This window comes from Shewanella bicestrii (genome assembly GCF_002216875.1).
Classification (GTDB): Bacteria; Pseudomonadota; Gammaproteobacteria; order Enterobacterales; family Shewanellaceae; genus Shewanella; species Shewanella seohaensis.
This window is the reverse complement of record NZ_CP022358.1, coordinates 1,013,152-1,030,291: the sequence shown is the minus strand read 5'-3', so window position 1 is coordinate 1,030,291 and position 17,140 is coordinate 1,013,152. Positions and strand designations below refer to the sequence as shown.

General features: G+C 49.2%; 20 protein-coding genes. 4 read left to right on the top strand and 16 right to left on the bottom strand.

Going from position 1 to position 17,140, the window contains the following annotated elements; all coding sequences use genetic code 11:
• Positions 1–26: 26 nt before the first annotated feature.
• The 10 genes from CF168_RS04490 to CF168_RS04445 all read right to left on the bottom strand — a co-directional run bounded on the left by CF168_RS04490 (position 27) and on the right by CF168_RS04445 (position 10,140).
• Positions 27–833 (bottom strand): CsgG/HfaB family protein, encoded by an 807-nt coding sequence (locus CF168_RS04490; RefSeq protein WP_088210326.1) that lies wholly within the window; start codon positions 831–833, stop codon positions 27–29.
• A complete protein-coding gene (locus CF168_RS04485) occupies positions 833–1,228 on the bottom strand; it encodes a curli assembly protein CsgF (protein ID WP_088210325.1) in 396 nt (131 codons plus the stop codon). Before CF168_RS04485 ends, CF168_RS04490 begins: the two co-directional genes overlap by 1 nt.
• A gap of 10 nt (positions 1,229–1,238) precedes the next feature.
• Positions 1,239–1,649 carry a curli production assembly/transport protein CsgE gene (locus CF168_RS04480; protein ID WP_089067116.1) on the bottom strand — a complete coding sequence of 137 codons (411 nt, stop codon included), beginning with the start codon at positions 1,647–1,649 and terminating at the stop codon, positions 1,239–1,241.
• 232 nt (positions 1,650–1,881) lie between these two features.
• Positions 1,882–3,549, bottom strand: a complete 1,668-nt coding sequence (locus CF168_RS04475) for a sensor histidine kinase (protein ID WP_089067115.1) — start codon at positions 3,547–3,549, stop codon at positions 1,882–1,884.
• Between the two features lie 41 nt (positions 3,550–3,590).
• A complete protein-coding gene (locus tag CF168_RS04470) occupies positions 3,591–5,045 on the bottom strand; it encodes a sigma-54-dependent transcriptional regulator (protein WP_089067114.1) in 1,455 nt (484 codons plus the stop codon).
• Between the two features lie 96 nt (positions 5,046–5,141).
• Positions 5,142–6,341, bottom strand: coding sequence for an ABC transporter permease (locus CF168_RS04465; RefSeq protein ID WP_011621660.1), 1,200 nt, complete (start codon positions 6,339–6,341; stop codon positions 5,142–5,144).
• Positions 6,342–6,352: 11 nt separating this feature from the next.
• Positions 6,353–7,657: an ABC transporter permease gene (locus tag CF168_RS04460; RefSeq protein WP_089067113.1), complete on the bottom strand. Its 1,305-nt coding sequence runs from the start codon at positions 7,655–7,657 to the stop codon at positions 6,353–6,355.
• Between the two features lie 8 nt (positions 7,658–7,665).
• Complete coding sequence (locus CF168_RS04455) at positions 7,666–8,406, bottom strand: ABC transporter ATP-binding protein (protein ID WP_011621658.1); 741 nt, start codon at positions 8,404–8,406, stop codon at positions 7,666–7,668.
• A 100-nt stretch (positions 8,407–8,506) separates the two neighbouring features.
• Positions 8,507–8,782, bottom strand: coding sequence for a hypothetical protein (locus CF168_RS04450; protein ID WP_089068897.1), 276 nt, complete (start codon positions 8,780–8,782; stop codon positions 8,507–8,509).
• A gap of 95 nt (positions 8,783–8,877) precedes the next feature.
• Positions 8,878–10,140 (bottom strand): efflux RND transporter periplasmic adaptor subunit, encoded by a 1,263-nt coding sequence (locus tag CF168_RS04445; RefSeq protein WP_089067112.1) that lies wholly within the window; start codon positions 10,138–10,140, stop codon positions 8,878–8,880.
• Positions 10,141–10,510: 370 nt separating this feature from the next.
• Between CF168_RS04445 and pyrC the strand changes: the two genes are divergently transcribed.
• From pyrC to CF168_RS04425, 4 genes are all read left to right on the top strand, one after another.
• A complete protein-coding gene (pyrC, locus tag CF168_RS04440; RefSeq protein WP_023269013.1) occupies positions 10,511–11,542 on the top strand; it encodes a dihydroorotase in 1,032 nt (343 codons plus the stop codon).
• 136 nt (positions 11,543–11,678) lie between these two features.
• A complete protein-coding gene (locus CF168_RS04435; protein WP_089067111.1) occupies positions 11,679–12,725 on the top strand; it encodes a hypothetical protein in 1,047 nt (348 codons plus the stop codon).
• Between the two features lie 158 nt (positions 12,726–12,883).
• Complete coding sequence (locus CF168_RS04430; RefSeq protein ID WP_011621653.1) at positions 12,884–13,240, top strand: nuclear transport factor 2 family protein; 357 nt, start codon at positions 12,884–12,886, stop codon at positions 13,238–13,240.
• A gap of 244 nt (positions 13,241–13,484) precedes the next feature.
• Positions 13,485–13,778: a DUF3144 domain-containing protein gene (locus CF168_RS04425; RefSeq protein ID WP_011621652.1), complete on the top strand. Its 294-nt coding sequence runs from the start codon at positions 13,485–13,487 to the stop codon at positions 13,776–13,778.
• A 157-nt stretch (positions 13,779–13,935) separates the two neighbouring features.
• On the opposite strand, the gene CF168_RS04420 is transcribed toward CF168_RS04425, so the two are convergent.
• From CF168_RS04420 to CF168_RS04395, 6 genes are all read right to left on the bottom strand, one after another.
• The gene (locus tag CF168_RS04420) at positions 13,936–14,160 is read right to left on the bottom strand and encodes a hypothetical protein (RefSeq protein ID WP_011621646.1); all 225 of its coding nucleotides are present in this window, start codon (positions 14,158–14,160) and stop codon (positions 13,936–13,938) included.
• A gap of 343 nt (positions 14,161–14,503) precedes the next feature.
• The gene (locus CF168_RS04415) at positions 14,504–14,818 is read right to left on the bottom strand and encodes a hypothetical protein (RefSeq protein ID WP_089067110.1); all 315 of its coding nucleotides are present in this window, start codon (positions 14,816–14,818) and stop codon (positions 14,504–14,506) included.
• Between the two features lie 53 nt (positions 14,819–14,871).
• Positions 14,872–15,255, bottom strand: coding sequence for an MAPEG family protein (locus CF168_RS04410; RefSeq protein ID WP_089067109.1), 384 nt, complete (start codon positions 15,253–15,255; stop codon positions 14,872–14,874).
• A gap of 44 nt (positions 15,256–15,299) precedes the next feature.
• Complete coding sequence (locus CF168_RS04405) at positions 15,300–15,695, bottom strand: GNAT family N-acetyltransferase (RefSeq protein ID WP_089067108.1); 396 nt, start codon at positions 15,693–15,695, stop codon at positions 15,300–15,302.
• A gap of 10 nt (positions 15,696–15,705) precedes the next feature.
• Complete coding sequence (locus tag CF168_RS04400) at positions 15,706–16,260, bottom strand: AAA family ATPase (protein ID WP_240520059.1); 555 nt, start codon at positions 16,258–16,260, stop codon at positions 15,706–15,708.
• A gap of 54 nt (positions 16,261–16,314) precedes the next feature.
• Positions 16,315–17,139: a cobalamin-binding protein gene (locus CF168_RS04395; RefSeq protein WP_089067107.1), complete on the bottom strand. Its 825-nt coding sequence runs from the start codon at positions 17,137–17,139 to the stop codon at positions 16,315–16,317.
• Position 17,140: the final 1 nt, after the last annotated feature.

The following is a 17,140-nucleotide window of genomic DNA, read 5'->3' as shown; positions in this document are numbered from 1 at the left end:
CTCGGTGCTTGTTATCGCAATGGGAATTAACCTTGGCTCAACTCCTGCTGTCTTTCTGCGGGTTGTGTCACCTGAGCCTGACTCCAATAACCTTGCTTAATGCCCTTATCAATCAACTCGGCGACCGCGAGTTCGATGGCCTGCAGCACGCAAAACTGCACGGGTTCGTTAGTGGTAAAACCGACTTCCGCCTCGGCCAAACGATTCAAACTGGTATAGCGGAACAGGCCTGCACGCATTTCCTGCGAAAGTACCCTTTTACTCGTAGATACAGACATCATCACTTTCCCCGTGTGCACATCGACCGCGCGCAGATAGATAGTGACTAAATCCTCACGGTACATTTCCGAGGCGCCGATGCCATAGTATTCCACCCCTGTGCCGCCGGTGCTGGTGTTGGTCTCGTAGCTGATAATGCCACCTTCTAATAGCAATCTCGCCGTCGATAACACCGGAATATCATCGCCCTTAGTGCCATTTTGTTTGTTGCTGATTTTGCGCTCGGTCAGTAAATTTTGCAGGCCCTCACGCTCGACGGGGGTAAACCATTTCGAGTCGAGCAAGGTTTGCATCAACATAGAAGTTGCCCCTTGCGTGACCGCCGTGGAGAAGGAACTCACGTTTGCCTGAGGCTTATACTGGCCCGTTTGGTCGCGAAATGAATACACGGCCACAGGGATAGGAAACTTAGGCCCAGGCTGACTCTGTAATCCCTTCATCACCTCACTCACGGGATTCACCTGTGCGGGCGTGATATTTAAGTCAGGCTTTGGGATCAAACTACAGGCTGACATACTCAGCAGCATCAGGGCGATAAAGATGAAACGAGTCATTAGTTTCCGCCTCCGAAGGTTGGCATTTCAATCACTGTCACTTCACCGGTTTCGATATTAGTGATGGTCAGCATCACCCCTGTGCCAGTGGAAGCCACTTCAATACGAAAATCACCGGTATCGTACACGCCATCGGTGATTTCCCCATCGGCCACGCCACGGGTGATAGAGTTGATGATGTTGCGTTCTAAGGATTCCTTAAAGCGGGTAACAAAGTCCTTCTCGGTCGAGCTGGCTTTGTTATCGTTTTGAGCCTGCGCTTTATTCAGCAGAAAGGCGCCATTGAGCGGATTACCGCCAAAGCTGGGATTCACAGGGGTATAGATTAATTCGGTTGCTTGGCTTGTGCATGCCATGCAGAGCACGGCAAGAGAGAGTAACGTCCTGTAAGTCATTATTATTATCCTAAAAGTCGTCCGTTTTTCCTGAAAAATCACCCGTAATGGCATTGGCTCGAACCTGAGCTAAGTAATCAATGGTCAGCAATATGGCCTGCTCTGCGCTTTCCTTAATCGGATTGGCGCGGCGACCAAAGTGCGTGGTATAGATGCGCGTACCGTTGACCTCCAAGGTTAAAACCGTGCCCGCCTGCGGAAACACGGTTTCATACAGGGTCACGTTAAAGCCTTGGGTAAAGGGCAATTCGCGCCAATAACTTGAATAGTAAAAGCCAAAATCCTTACCAAAGCGGGTTAAGGTTCTGTCTATGACTAATCCACTGATTTCAATGTCATCATCGGCCAAAACACTGGGGGAACTGACAAACAGCAAGGGACACAAGATGCAGACGAACAACCGCTTTTTTAACGATCTCATTTTCCTCTCCCTGTTGATGAAAGCCACCCATTGCGCGATATCCAAAGCCGAACCAAGGACAAGCCCTTAGTCAACATTTTCGCTTACGCAGGGTAACAGGACAGCCGATCTTTCGTCATTAGAGGGAGAGGCAAATTAGCCCGAAAAGCTAAGGTAAAAACCGCAAAATAGCCCATTTGGGTAATACATTCGGCTGAGGAGTGAAACCTCTTGATACACACTTAAACGCGGTTTATTGCGGCAGCCACAAATGTACCGATAGGCCGCCGTCGCTGCGATTATGCATGCTAATGCTGCCATCGTGGGCTTCGATAATTTCACGGCAAAGTGGCAGACCTAAACCCGTGCCCGATTGTTTAGTCGAGTAAAAGGGCAATAGGGCTTGCTCTAACACTTCCTCGGACATACCGCTGCCGCGATCCTCGATTTTGATACTAAAGCCCGCCCCATCCACCATGGTTTGGTGGCGAATCGAGAGCGTGACTTCATCGGGATTGGAACCTGATTCATGGGCATTTTTCAGTAAATTCAGCAGGACCTGCTCCATTTGCCCTTGGTCGAAATAGCCCATCTCAGCGGGTAACTCATTGGCTAAGGTAAAAGGATAATGTTGGGTTAAATGTTCGATAAGCTGCTGCCACGGCACATCACGTCGCTGCGGTAAAGGCAGTTTAGCAAAGCGCGCATAATTGAAAATAAACTGGCTCAAGTGATTCGTTCGACTCTCTATGGTGTCGAATATCAGCTTAAGCTTGGGATTATCGAGATCTTTCGTGAGTAAACGCCCCGAGTTCACCATGGAGGCGATGGGCGCGACAGAGTTATTCAACTCATGGCTGATAATGCGGATCACCTTCTTCCATACCGCCACTTCCTGACGATTGAGTTCTCGGGTCATCTGCTTGAGCAAAATTAAATTATGCTGTTGGTTATTCAGTAAAAACTGGCCACGGCTCAGATACCAAGTCTCAGTATCATCCTCACCCATGGTAAACAGACCGCTCTTTTCTTGCTTAAGGGCCAAGGCAAGCGCTTCGGGTAAGTCTTGAAGCAGCTCGTCGAGGCTCAAGCCTTCCATCTTGCCTTTGATATGAAAAAGATGCCGCGCCGCATCGTTGGCATACATGAGTTTTTGGTGATCGTTAAACAGCAGCATCACATTCGGAGAACTTTGAATCACCTTATCCAGCAGCAGTTCCCGCTGGTAAATATATTGCCGCTCTTGGCGCAGCTTAGCCGCCGAATCATTGAATAATTCCGCCAATGCTTTCAGCTGTCCCTCCCCATTTGCCGGAATGCTCACGCTAAAGTCATTGTCGTTAAAGTTGAGCAAACCAACCTCTAAGGCATTGAGACTGCGAGCTAAATGGCGAGTAAACCAAGCAACCCCAAGCGCGCAGCTACCACAGGCCAGCAGCAATATCAGCAGCATATCAAATACTGCCGGCATCGACTGAGTCTGTTCCGACAGGCTAAATTCGGCGGGGAGCACAGGTTCAACCGGCGCAACCATTGGTGGCGCCTCAATAGGATGGGGGGCGGGGCTAAAAAGCCCATCCTTCAAACGATCGAGTTTATAGAGCTTAATCTGCACTTGCTCTTGTTTTAGTTGCTCTAACTTTTGCAGCTCGTGTTTGATTTGCTCTGTCTTCAAGCGCTCCTGCAATGAGAGTGCCTTTTGAAATTGCTCAGTATCCTTAATCGTCGATTCGATTGCGGCCACCGCATCTTCGAGCTGCGCCAAATCCAGCTCGGGCACGGTAATATCGGGCAAGGTGTGCGGAGTATCCTCCACGAGAGAGGAAACTGACGAGCGATAACTCATGGCGCCTAGGGTGAGTACCCCCCCCAAAGCACAACAAACTGTTGAATAAATGATTAATTTTGTTCGCAGTAGCACGTTAATTCCCGCCTAGTCGCCACCCATCATGCTGCCAATCGTTACTTCTCTAAGCCAAATTTGTCCATACGGCGATACAAGGCTTGGCGACTCAGCCCTAAGGATTTCGCCACGCGCGCAATCACGCCCTTGTGTTGCCTTAAGGCCATTTCAATCTGCTCACGGCTCACATCCGTCGCCTCATTGCTCTCCTGCTCAATCGGCGGATTCGCCAGAGATTGCATCTCTGATGGCGAGACTAAGGGTCGAGTCTGCCCAAGGGGCGCGACACTCATATGGCTAGCATGATGATTCGTTTGATGGCTAGTTTGATGATGGGCATGCGCGGGCGGTAAACCAAAATCGACTTCGGTTAACACTCGGCTTTTGGCCAACAGCGCCGCTCGTTTGCAGGCGTTTTCCAGCTCGCGCACATTGCCCGGCCAGCGGTGCTGCAATAGGGCTTGCTGCGCTGGTTTACTCAGGCTAAAACCTTCGCCGACAAAATGCTTCACTAAGGGCAAGATATCGTCAATGCGTTGATTCAGCGGCGGTAAGGCCAATTCAATCACATTCAAACGATAGAATAAGTCCTCACGGAAACGCCCCTCGGCAATATCTTGGGCCAGATCGGCGTTAGTCGCACTGATCACCCTCACCTTCACCTTTAAGGTTTTATGGCTGCCTAAGCGCTCAAACTCCCCGGTTTGTAATACCCGCAGCAATTTCACTTGGCCCGACAGAGGTAAATTGCCAATTTCGTCCAAAAACAGCGTGCCACCATCGGCCGCCTCAAAGCGGCCAATGCGCGCCTTATTGGCACCGGTAAAAGCCCCCGCCTCGGCACCAAAGAGTTCGGCTTCGAGCAACTCCATCGGCAAGGCGCCCACATTCACCTTGATAAAAGGTTTGTTTTTTAAGGGGGAATTGGCGTGAATAATATCGGCAAGCTTATCTTTTCCCGCACCATTGGGGCCGGTGATCAACACAGACACATCGGAGCGTGCCAGTTGCAAGGCTAAGTCGATACAGCGCTGCATGGCGCCACTGCCAAACACGATTCCGCAGAGATCCGCATCGGCGATCGCCACCTGACGCTGGGAATTCACTCGCTCGAGCTGCTGGTTTGCACGGGCAAGTTTATGTAACGCAATTAAATTCGTAATACTGTTGAGTAACTTAGCATCATCCCACGGTTTACCCATATAATCGGCGGCGCCCGCTTTAACTAACTCGACCGCGGTTTCGAGCTGGGTCCACGCCGTCATCAGGATGATCGGCAGATCTTGCTGACGCTCACGCAGGGCATAAAACAACTGCCGCCCTTCTTCACCCGAGGTGGTATCGCGGGTGAAGTTCATATCTTGGATAACCAAATCAACATCTTGGGTTGCCATTAGGCTAAGGGCATCTTCGGGCGTATGACAAGTCAACACCTGATAACCATTGATCTCCAGCATTAAGCCTAAGGCCTGACAGATGGCATGGTTATCGTCGACAATCAGAATAGTGTCCATGTGAGCATGTGCGTCCAGAGTAAAACTATTAACCTTAAAGTAACAAAAAGTGCAATAACATCCTAATGTTATTGCACTTAATGCCCTTCATCCTATTTAAACACTGCGGGTGGCTGTCGCAGGAGAAATCTTAGCGGCCTTGCGAGCTGGCAAGTACACCGCAAGGGTGGTTACCGCAAACAGCCCCGCCACAGTCAGCAATGGATAGATTATCTCCAGCATCGGCAGGCTATAGAGACTCATCAATTGCTGACCGAGCTGAATCGCTAACAGCACACCAATACCACCGCCGAGCAAGCAAAGCAGATAGTTCTCTACGAGGAAGTAGCTGATAATATCCCGTTTTTTCGCCCCTAACGCGCGGCGAGTGCCAATTTGCTTAGTGCGGCGCTGGATATTAAACATCACCATGCCTGTCACCCCAAGGGATGTGATCAGCAGCAGTAACACCACCATCATGGTCAGTACGGTTGCCATTAATTCATGGTCACGGTACGCCTCGATACGGCGCTCTCCCATGGTTGTAAAACCTTCGACCACGCGGCTCGGATATTCCTTATGCAGCAGCTCGGGAATGACTTCCTTGAGGCGGGCCATATCGCTCGACTTAGCTCTCACTAAATAGCGTTTATAGTCAGCGGGATAATTCACCGACAACACTGAGCTAAACTCTAGGTTTTTGTTATCTACCCACGCCGTTTGTAAGCGCTCCAACACCCCAATCACCACAAAGTGCTGCGTGCCCATATATACGCTCTTGCCGAGTGCAGTCTCATTCGGCCACACCTTATCGGCAAAGGCTTTAGTGACGATCATCTTGCCACCATCTTCCAACAACTCTGTGGTGATCTCCTGGGGATAGAAGTTACGTCCTTCGACTAACTTCAGTCCTAGGGAGTTGATGAAATGCTCATCACTCATGTACATGCCCGTATTGGGCGTGGATTTAGCGCGCTCCTCCGGCCCCAGCGTAAAGTTACTCGACCAACCGCCACCGCTCAGGGGGGCCATAGAGGTGGGCGCCACATCGATAACGCCCGGGATCGCACGGATGATCTCTAAGTCTCGTTTATCTTGCGCGACTAAATCCGTTGATTTATCAAAATGATAAATACTGAAATCGAAGACTTCGCTTTCAACAATCCCCGAATCCCGCGCCATTAAATTCAGGCGCTCGGCGATGATAAAGCTGGCATTCGCGACGATAGCCACAGATAAAATGATCTGTAATAACAGCAACAAGGGGCCACTTTTACTGCGTAATAAACTGCTGAGAATAGGTTTGATATGTAACATATTGCCCCCGATTATTGGCTCTTAAGATAAACACTAGGGTTAGTCGTACACACACGCCACGCGGGGTAGATGCCAGCCACCACAGCCGCCAAAATCGCGATCAAAGGTGCTATCAACCACATGCTAGTATCGAGGTGAGTTAAAGACGCCTCCAACTGAAACTTCTTCGTCAGCAGCATCAGTGAGCCCCAGGCCCAAGCTAAACCGAGTAAACCGCCGAATAATCCCATCAAGGACACTTCCACCATATGTTGGGCAAAGATCTGCCCTTGGCTGGCGCCGATGGCGCGGCGCACACCGATCTCGGGAGCACGGCGTAAAAACTTAGACAGCAATAAACCTAACATATTGACTAAACAGACAATTAAGAAGAGTGCGCTCAGGCCCACCAGCACCTTGTTATCTTCAGGCACCACTTTATTGATGGCTAACCATTGGTCAACATCGGACAACTGCACATCGGCCTTAGGTGAGCTAAAGCGGCCTAATTTCTTTTGTTGTTCAATATATTGGCGTACCCACTGGCGGTACTCAGCCACTTGATCAGGCGTATCGAGTTGCACCCAATATTGCGTCCAATGCTTTTCTGAGGTTAAACGTTGTGCATAGTTGTTGATGCTTTCATAGTTCCAGCCGTTGGTATTCCCCCAACTGCCATATTCCTCAATCGGCGCTAAGCTGTAGGGCACAAACAAGGTATCCACATTGCCAAAGGCGCCGTTGTTAAGATCGTAATAGTTTGGACTCGGTGCCCAAGGCTTAAGCACGCCAACGACTTGGTAGGGCTTAGCATTAAAATAAATCGTCTTGCCGACACTATTTTGGCCCGCAAACAGCGTCTTATTCAGCTCATCGGTCAACACCACTTCGTAGCGAGCATCTTTATCGACACTGTCATCCCACGCCTGACCGTATTGAAACTCGAGGCCAAACAGTGGGAAAAAGTCGTTATTGGTTACCCTAACCCGAGATTGCAGCACGGGTAAAAAAGCGGGATCTTCGGTTTGCACCGCACCGCCCGTGCGAAACATGGGGGTTTGCAGGCTCGGAATATCACTCTTAAGTAAGTTCATCCCGTCTTGATAGGTGATCTGTTGATCGAAGCGATCCCAGGCATCTGGCCCTTGGCTCCACAGCTGCACCGCAAACAATTGGCCAGACTTCTCCCCCGCTGGGTTAATCGACATCATTTTATAGATATTGAGTGTAGTGATAGTGATGCCAATGCCGATGGAAATCGCCATGATCATCAATGCCGACAACATGGGCGTTTTTTTGATGCTACGCCAAGCTAAATCTAAGTAATAGAAGAACATAACCGCTCCTAGCCTTGGGCGTTAGCAACCAGTTTATCGACACTGCCGTGGCTTGCACTGCGGGCCGCATTGGGTTGATACATGGTAAAGTCACAGACCTGACCATCGACAATTTGAATATTGCGCTGGGCACGGCGGGCCAGTTCAGGATCGTGGGTCACCATGATGATCGTGGTGCCAGATTGGTTAATATTCTCTAATAATTCCATCACTTGGCGGGCCATTAAACTGTCGAGGTTACCCGTAGGTTCGTCGGCGAGCAGAAAACGGGGTTCCCCCGCTAAAGCGCGGGCAATCGCCACCCTTTGCTGCTGACCGCCGGATAGTTGGGTCGGTAAATGCTTCATCCGCGCACCTAAGCCCACTTGCTCTAGCGCTTGCTCCACACGGCGTTTACGCTCCTTGGCACTGAAACCACGGTAGCGCAGCGGCACTTCAATGTTTTCCGCGAGGTTAAGATCGGGGATCAAGTTAAAGCCTTGGAAGATAAAGCCAATCTTCTCGTTGCGTACGGCGGCACTCTTGTTATCACTAAGGTTAGAGACATTAATCCCATCTAAAAAATAATCCCCATGGGTGAAGCCTTCGAGCAAGCCTGCGATATTTAAGAAGGTGGTTTTGCCTGATCCCGAAGGGCCAGTTACAGCCACAAACTCGCCCTCATTCACCTCAAGGTTGAAATCCCGCAGCGCGTGGGTTTCCACTAAGTCCGTTTTAAAAACCTTGCTGATATTCTTCATTGATAACATTTTAATTTCCTTGATTAATTTTTATCTTTGCGCGCAAACGGCTTATAAAACGCGCCAGTATTTTCTTTATCTTTAAGCGGTAACGGCTAACACAAAGCCATTACCCCACAAAACGACCCATCACCACCCCACTCAAGGCATCGAACAACCCATTGAGACAGGCGAATATAAAGCTCACACTTTCCATCGAGACATCACCCACTTGGCGCGCCTCTTCTAGGGGATTCGTCCATTCCAAAATATTTAAACCTAGGAAAAACCAGCTATTGGCCTCACCTATGCCCAGCTCAACCGCCACGACCAGTAGGGCCAAGGCCAGCACGCCAAACAATTTGGACGACATCAGCAGACCAAGATCGACGTTTTTAGTACGCATAATGAACTCCTTGTACACCTTAGCCGCAGACTTTTTAGCCAGAGCGGCGTTAATTGCATCAATTTGATTAATAAGTAATTTTTGACTATCGGTCATCAATGCATTTTGACCTGTTCGGCATGGTTGAAGGACTCAACACTGGAGATCACCCATTCGTCACCCGCTTTACCGCCTTCGATCACTTCCACCTGACTCATGCTGGTGCTGCCAAGCTTAATCTCGCGACGGGTAGCAATATCACCTTCGACTTGATACACCTCATCGCCGCCACCGCTGGTCATAAAGGCACCGCGTTTAACCATCAACACATTCGCCCTGTGTTCGAGTAAGACTCGGGCGGAGATCCGTTGGTTTTGGCGCAGCTTCAAGCTTTCGTTCTGGACAAACTGCACTCTGGCGGTCACTTCACGGTTACGCACTTCGGGGGAAATCGAGGATAACTTGCCCATGAGTTTGACTTCACCGAAGCTCAGTTCGACCTCCATTCCGAGCCCTAACTCGTCGGCGTAGGATTCTGGCACCGCCAACTCGGCCTCATAGGCACTTAAATCGACCACGGTCAGGATGGGCTGATTGGCGCTCAGACGCGTTTTTTGCTCGGTCAACCAGTTACCAATAATGCCACTCACCGGCGCCTTGATATTTAAGGCGTCGACCTGACGCTCAAGCTCTTTGACCGCCAGACTCTGACGCTCCATTTCCAAGGCCTTGTTTTTCACCTCAAAGGTTAAGGTATCCTTGGTTAAGGCCACTTCCTGCTCCGCATGCTTAAACTTGAGTTTTGCCTTGTGCAGATCGTCCTTGCCCTTCTCATAGTCGATTTGGCTAATCAGTTTAGATTGGATCAATAAATCCCCACGACGGCTCTCCCGATCGGCCGCTTCCAAATCGACCGAGGCCATGTCTAAGGTTTGATTGACTTGTAATTGGTTACGTCTGGCATCTAGCTTGGCACGCTCAAGGGCGCTCTCTAATCCCGCCAATAGCGATTTTGCCTGCTCTAATTGATTGGTTAATCTTGGGCTGTCCAGCTTTGCGACCACATCACCTTTACTGACGCTATCACCAGGGTTGCTCAGTAGCGTCACTGTGCCTTCTTCGGTGCTGTAGAGGATTGGCGCATTGGCAGCAACAATTTTACCCGTGGTGGCCACATCTCGAGTGAGCGTGCCAACGTACAAAGTTGCGGTCGTGAGCTCGCTACGGCTGATGGACTGGCTGACTTTATCGCTACCAAAACTGGCCCACACTAAGGCGCTAACCAGTAAGGTGCAGCCGCCAATCATCAGAGGCAACTTGAGGCGTTTGGCGGTCGATGGCACAAGGACTTTATCTTGGCCGCTGGTATCTTTAATCATGGCGTTTCTCGCTTCCCTGTCGGAGGGCTGGATAGGCCCATCGCTACGGACACTATTAAAAATCGATATTCAGTAATAGCAACGCCTATGCCAATTTCGTTAAAACATTTATTTTCAGTATGTTAAGCAACATTTAAGATAAAAGTGTCCGCGGACACCGAGGGCTTTATTAGAAAGTGTCCGCAGGTTTTCGCGAAAGTGTCCGCTGAAAAGCGGTTTATGAACATAGGAGTAAGACGGAGTGCGGACACTCAACATGCGTTAACACTTTTATTGGTGAAATGGCTGAGTTTCCCTTTACAGCTAAATCCTTGCCACATAAGATCCTGCCACCCTCGCAGCAGAAACATTCAACAAGATGAATCGCCCTATGACAACACTCACTATTACTCGTCCTGACGACTGGCACATTCACCTAAGAGACGGCGCACAATTAAAAGACACGGTTCGCGATATCAGCCGCTATATGGGCCGCGCTATCGTCATGCCTAACTTGGTTCCTCCCGCTATCGATACCGAAACCGCCTTGGCTTATTACGATCGTATCAAGGCGCAAGTGCCAGCCGGCTCGCAATTTGAACCCTTAATGGTGTTGTACCTCACCGACAAAACCAGCCCAGAAGAAATCCGTAAAGCCAAAGCCTCGGGCAAAATCGTGGCCGCTAAACTCTACCCAGCAGGCGCGACCACCAACTCAGATTCTGGCGTCACCGATTTGAAGAACATCTACCCCGCCCTCGAAGCGATGCAGGAAGTGGGCATGTTGTTCCTAGTGCATGGTGAAGTGACTGATTCATCGATTGATATTTTCGACCGCGAGCGCGTGTTTATTGAGAATATCCTCAGCAAGATCGTGGCCGATTTCCCTAAGCTTAAAATCGTTCTCGAGCATATCACCACTAAGGATGCGGTCGATTTCGTGACTCAAGCGTCTGACAATGTGGCCGCCACGATCACCGCGCACCACTTGCTCTATAACCGTAACCATATGTTAGCTGGCGGTATTCGTCCGCACTTCTATTGCCTGCCGATTTTAAAGCGCAATACCCACCAGCAAGCGCTGTTAGGCGCCGCGGCCAGTGGCAATAAGAAGTTCTTCCTCGGTACTGACTCAGCGCCACACGCTAAAGATCGTAAAGAAGCCGCCTGTGGCTGCGCGGGTTCTTATACTGCCCATGCGGCCATTGAGCTGTACGCCGAAGCCTTTGAATCGGTTAATGCGCTGGATAAATTAGAAGCCTTTGCCAGCTTCAACGGCCCAGATTTTTACAATCTGCCCCGAAACAGCGATACCATCACCCTAGTGAAAAAATCTTGGGATGTGCCCGTCAGTTACCCACTTGGCGACAACAATGTTGTGCCAATTCGCGCTGGCGAACAAATCGATTGGCAGGTCGAATAAACAGGCCTTTTGACGCGATAAACGGCTAGCTAAGCCTGCCGTTTATCGAGCTCGACACCGTTAAGAGTCGCCTTAGGGCGACTTTTTTATAACCAGCAAATAACGTCATAAGCAATTATCTTTTAAGAGAAAAAACATGAATACACGGAAGTTACTAACGCTGCTATCTTCAAGCCTATTATTTGCCACTACGCTGCCACTCAGCACTTTTGCCGCCGATGAACTCTCAGGTATTTGGCAGGGCACGCTGGGTAAAAGCAGTGTTAGAGTCTGCTTTAACCAATACGGCAGTGGCAGTTACTACTATCAACGCTACTTAATCCCAATACAGCTCGAGCTGCAAAACGGTATTTGGAAAGAAGAAAACAATACTGGAAACTGGCAGTTCGATAGCGCTACGGCGCAGCAACTCGGCGGCCATTGGTTTAAAGACAATTCGGGTAAATCCTTACCCATAAAGCTTGAGCGCCAACTCAGCCCCGATAACCAGGATGACTGCAGCGCCGATGCCTACAATCTGCCACTTGAAACCAAACCTTCACTGAGCCGTGGAAAATGGCAAGCTTTTCAAACCATTGAATACCGTCCGCTGACCTATGGCACCGAAGTCGGTATCGAATTTAACGGCCCACAAAAAGGCATTCCCGCCATTAATCAGTGGCTTGAGAAAAAGCTCACCGATGATGAGCAGCTGGCACAGACCTTTGATACTCGCCGCAGAATGTTGTCGCAAATGGGCCACTTTGTGGCCGATGAAACCTATGCAGAACCGATTTTCCTCAATCAGCATTGGCTCAGCGTGCGCTTATATCGCTGGGCGGCAGGTTTTGGCGCCAATGGGATCAGCCAAGAGTTTGTTAGCTTCTCCCTCGCCGATGGCAAACCTTTCCATCCATGGCAGTGGTTTATTGCCGATAAACCCTCGCAAACCTTGCCAGAAAGCATGAGTTATCAGCTCCCACCCGCACTTAAGGAAAAGTTGTTTGCTAATGCGGTCCCAGATGCTGAATGCCCAAATGCCGACGGCTCTGGGTATTTTCAACTCACCCTCGAGGCGAATGGGATTAAGTTTTGGGAAATGCCCCGTGGCGATGGTTGTGAGCAGGAGTTTACCTTAACCCCACAAGAAGCCATGCCCTTTGCCACACCTTGGGGGCAAACGCAGCTTAAGCTATTGGAATAATAAAATTTAATATAAATTCATCATTAATCGCGATGGCGGGAAAGCAGGCTGAGATAACGACATTTTGCGTTTGAAAGCCCTTTCTCGTAAACCTTGACGGCTAACGTCTCTTGTCAGATTCAGCCCCTATTTTGAAGGAAGATAGCTTGAGCCAGCAAATCCCCCAGATAGCAGAACAAACAGCCGAAGCCTTAGTGCAAGCTCAATTAGTCGCCTATAACCAACACGATCTTGCAAGCTTTGTCGCGCTCTTTAGCGACGATGTTTGTATTTACCGCCCACCCGCCACAGAGCCCGTGATCCGAGGCAAGGCCGCCTTTAGTGATTTCTATCAAAATGAACGCTTTAACTTGCCGCATCTGCACGCCGAGATCCTCAATCGTATGGTGGTCGGCAATAAAGTAGTCGATCACGAACGGATCAGCGGCATCCGCGAGGAGCCCTTTGAAGTCATGGTGGTCTTTGAAGTCGCTAATGGCCTTATCCAAGCGATGTGGAGCTTTGCCGCTAACTAAGGCGCGCTAAATGGTCATATCAAGCTGACTGGCGTAACAACAAGCATCTGCGGCAAAGGCGCTCGCTAAAGCAGTGAAAAGTGTTACGCCTATCCCATATTTCATTTCGGCGCCGCCTTTTGGTGTGATATCAACAGATTCTGTGAAGCGCACGACTGTCCCTCAACCACAAAATACCTTAGGGTTATTAAAGGGCGATGCACTCAACGCCCCTCTTCATTTTGCCCAACAATAGGAATTGCTGATGTCTGATAACCAACAAGCCTTTTACGAACGTGCCACCGAGATGATTAAGCTCGCGAACCAGCAAAACCAAAACACCGAGATCCAAACCGGTGAGGTCAGCGCTTCCTTTATGTGGGCCGTCGCCCGCTACAACGCTTGGTTTGGTTCCACCAGCTTTGAATCCAAAGAACAAATGCAGGCCAAAAAACAGGAAATGATGGATTACTATATCGAACGCTACAAAGAGATGATTGACGCCAATCTCGAAGACTATATCGAAAACTTCGACCACTACCGCGCCACACAAAAGTAGTCAGTGAATAAACAATTGCTCTAATAGGATTGCTTTAGTTGGTTTTAGGGCTCATAAGCCTAAGAGGGGCAAATAGGATTATTTGCCCCTCTACTATGACACTGTGGCGAACAGCTTCTTACTTATGCGCAGCAAGAACAAAGATGATACATCGCCGTTATTGAGTGCATGCGTTTGTCGTTTGGCAGTCGGCTGCGGCCTGACGCTTAAGCTGCTGTGCGTATTGCTCCGCCGCTGCTTTTGCCTTTCGAGCCTCAACCTTATGTTGCACATTCTCCACCAAGACCTTATCAAAGGTCTCCATCCCAAAATGGTCGGAAACATCCTGATAAATAAACCAAGATGCAAAGGCGACAATGCCATAGGTCATTAGACGTAACATGGTTTTTAAACCTCAACAATTGTATCAACAACTGCAATATAACTGAGGTTTTTCATAAAGAAAACTGTCAATTTAATGGCTTAAAATTGTCAAATTACCACCATTATTCAATAGGATACAGAAACACAAAAACCTTTAATTACATCAATTTAGCTATTTTAGGCAAAAGTCAGTGCCTAGCCGTCAAAATTGGCTATTAACCATTGAAAATGAGCGATTATTTGACATAGATTTTTAAGTGACAATAAATCATGTTCCGCTTAACTAACGCCAGAAAATCGACGAAAAATTCATCAGTTGTAATTTTTGACACAGCAAGTCAAGCCTAAGCGATAGCGCAGTCTTAAGTTGTCGGAGGAAGCCTTTCTCGCCATAGCTGGATAGCGCGACGAGTTAAGGGTTCAAATTCTCTGGATTGATCTCTGCCTCGATAAATTGAGCGGCTGTTTTCAGCAATCGGCACCGAATAATGAATGTCGTAGGCGAGTTGCGTTAAGTATGCTCGCCCCATCTCACGATAGCGCGCAGATTCCTGTTCATTTAATTGGATCAAATAGTGATAACCAAATGCACTCATACTGCAGTTGGCATCCAGATAAAATTCGCCCTCATGCTCAAACAAAAACCAGGCTCGATTCTCAGTATCCACTACTCTCATCTCAACTCCTTCGGTCTGAGAGACTCACATCACTGTTAACCAATATCAGGCCGTTAAAACGCTTGGAAGAAGACTCCAAAGGCGCTGAAAATCGCTACAAACCAAGACAATGAACGCAACGTGCCTTTGTTCAGTAGATACAAGATCTGATACGCCACCCGCGCGGCGATATGCACAACCGCTAACCACTCAGCAGTCGCGGTGACTTTGCCCGTGGCGATAACCGTCACTACGGCTAAACCAAAAATCAGTAGGGATTCGAAGGCGTTTTGATGCCCAGCGAGTGCCCGCGCACCAAATCCAGTTAATTGCGCCTGTTGAGTACGCGGATGATGATTATCATAACCGCCCGCTTTGGCCATTGCCCATGCGACGGGCCCTTTGGCCAAATACGGCAATAACATAGCGATAAATAAGCAAATCAGTAAGGTGTTCATCTTTAACGGATCCTATTGTTTTTGTTGTGTATGCAAGCCTGCGTCTATTTCACCAGATACATGCCTTCGCTGGCGGGACGACTGAATTTAAAACCAAATTTTTCATAGAGTTCAGGCACATCGGCCATTAAGGTAATATAAGCCCCCGTAAAAGCCTCACGGTCTAGGTAGGCCATAATATGTTGCATAATCAATCGGCCAAGCCCCTTGCCTTGATGCTCGGGATCTACCGCGACATCGACGATCTCAAAGTTAATCGCCCCATCCCCCACAACCCGCCCCATCCCCACGGTTTGAGTTCCATAGTTAATTTGCACCCCGTATAAACTGTTTGGCAGCGCCTTGACGACACCCGCTAAGGGGCGAGGGCTTAAGCCCGAAATCTGTCGTAAACGGATAAAATCCTCAACCGACGCGACTTGCTCTATCACTTGGTACATAGTTCATTACTCAACAGTCTGATGACTCAAGAATTTCAATATTAAGGCCTTCGTCCTCCGTGGGCGCTTGAAAGAAGCGACTCACATGCCAGTACACGGCTTCGGTATCGAACTGAGCGCGTTCTGGCTCTGCTTGGCGGCGCAGGGCAAGGCGACTCAGGCATAACTCATCGCTGTGCTTAAGGTAAATCAGTCGATGAGCCGCCCCCGTATCCAGACTCAAGCCCAGTAACCAACGCCTTTGATTGAGGGTATTCGCCGGAAAATCCATCACCACAGTTAACCCAGCCAACAGCAGTGCCTCAATATGGCGCTTCAGCAACGGCTTTAGGCGAGCGGCGTAATGAATATAGGCATCAAAGTCTTTAATTTCATTTGGATATAATGTCGCTAGCCATTCATCTTCACTGATGAGCACGCAGCGTTCACCCTTAGCCAGCGTTCTGGCTAAGGTCGATTTACCCGCGCCCATCTTGCCACACAGCAGCACGAGAGAACCCTTTTCACAGATACCTGAATTGGCATCTTTACTGACATCTAAACTGACATTAATTGGTTGCGACATCTTTATCCCCTCAGGCGCATTTCCTACTGCAATATTCTCTGCTGCAATGGATGATTAACGCGCTTTATCCAAAGCATCACAGACCGCCTTCACACCGAGTAGCGCCCTTGGCGTTGCCCGGTGTAATAGATCGGCATTTAATTGATAAATATGCTGGTTTTTAACCGCAGGAATTTCGGTCCATTTGCTCCAATCAACCCCTTTGACATTGCCTTCCTCTTCGCTCTGTAAAATCACCTCGGGCAAGGTCATTAACACATTCTCCAAACTCACCTGCGGGTAATCACTCGCCGCATCGTAAAAAACATTTTTGCCATGACACACGCCGATGATTTGCTGGATCCAACTGTTTTTCGCGACCGTCATTAACGGCGTTGACCACAGCTGATAAAACACCTTTGGCTCGGATTTCGCGGCATTCTCACTGCGTAATCGCAGCAGCTCACTGCGATAATCGGCCGCCACTTGGCTCGCCTGCTCAGTGCGCCCCGTGAGCGCTCCTAACTCCTCAATTTCTTTGGCGACATCCTCAAGGGTCTTGGGGGAACTGCTATAGAGTTTAAAACCTAAGCTTTTGAGTTGATTGATATCCTCGGCCTTATTGCCCGTATCCCATACCACAATAAGATCGGGATTTAGTTCTAATACCCGCTCAATCTGGATCCCATAATACCCACCGATACTGGGGATTTTTTTCGCCGCTTCGGGATAATCCGCATAATCTGTCGCGGCTACAATCGACTCCCCCGCGCCAATGGCATAGAGCATTTCAACCGCATGGGGCGAAAGCGCTATAATACGTTTTGCAGGCTCGGCCATCGCCGCTATGGGTAACAGCGCCAAGCTTAGGCCGAGGGCAATAAAGCGTCGCATTAACATG

Bases quoted from the DNA above. Each gene is read 5' to 3' on its own strand.
- CF168_RS04425 (WP_011621652.1), top strand. From the start codon at position 13,485: ATGTCTGATAACCAACAAGCCTTTTACGAACGTGCCACCGAGATGATT.
- CF168_RS04445 (WP_089067112.1), bottom strand. From the start codon at position 10,140: ATGATTAAAGATACCAGCGGCCAAGATAAAGTCCTTGTGCCATCGACC.
- CF168_RS04420 (WP_011621646.1), bottom strand. From the start codon at position 14,160: ATGTTACGTCTAATGACCTATGGCATTGTCGCCTTTGCATCTTGGTTT.
- CF168_RS04460 (WP_089067113.1), bottom strand. From the start codon at position 7,657: ATGTTCTTCTATTACTTAGATTTAGCTTGGCGTAGCATCAAAAAAACG.
- CF168_RS04485 (WP_088210325.1), bottom strand. From the start codon at position 1,228: ATGACTTACAGGACGTTACTCTCTCTTGCCGTGCTCTGCATGGCATGC.
- CF168_RS04450 (WP_089068897.1), bottom strand. From the start codon at position 8,782: ATGCGTACTAAAAACGTCGATCTTGGTCTGCTGATGTCGTCCAAATTG.
- pyrC (WP_023269013.1), top strand. From the start codon at position 10,511: ATGACAACACTCACTATTACTCGTCCTGACGACTGGCACATTCACCTA.
- CF168_RS04490 (WP_088210326.1), bottom strand. From the start codon at position 833: ATGACTCGTTTCATCTTTATCGCCCTGATGCTGCTGAGTATGTCAGCC.
- CF168_RS04410 (WP_089067109.1), bottom strand. From the start codon at position 15,255: ATGAACACCTTACTGATTTGCTTATTTATCGCTATGTTATTGCCGTAT.
- CF168_RS04465 (WP_011621660.1), bottom strand. From the start codon at position 6,341: ATGTTACATATCAAACCTATTCTCAGCAGTTTATTACGCAGTAAAAGT.
- CF168_RS04470 (WP_089067114.1), bottom strand. From the start codon at position 5,045: ATGGACACTATTCTGATTGTCGACGATAACCATGCCATCTGTCAGGCC.
- CF168_RS04435 (WP_089067111.1), top strand. From the start codon at position 11,679: ATGAATACACGGAAGTTACTAACGCTGCTATCTTCAAGCCTATTATTT.
- CF168_RS04395 (WP_089067107.1), bottom strand. From the start codon at position 17,139: ATGTTAATGCGACGCTTTATTGCCCTCGGCCTAAGCTTGGCGCTGTTA.
- CF168_RS04455 (WP_011621658.1), bottom strand. From the start codon at position 8,406: ATGTTATCAATGAAGAATATCAGCAAGGTTTTTAAAACGGACTTAGTG.
- CF168_RS04415 (WP_089067110.1), bottom strand. From the start codon at position 14,818: ATGAGAGTAGTGGATACTGAGAATCGAGCCTGGTTTTTGTTTGAGCAT.
- CF168_RS04480 (WP_089067116.1), bottom strand. From the start codon at position 1,649: ATGAGATCGTTAAAAAAGCGGTTGTTCGTCTGCATCTTGTGTCCCTTG.
- CF168_RS04400 (WP_240520059.1), bottom strand. From the start codon at position 16,260: ATGTCGCAACCAATTAATGTCAGTTTAGATGTCAGTAAAGATGCCAAT.
- CF168_RS04405 (WP_089067108.1), bottom strand. From the start codon at position 15,695: ATGTACCAAGTGATAGAGCAAGTCGCGTCGGTTGAGGATTTTATCCGT.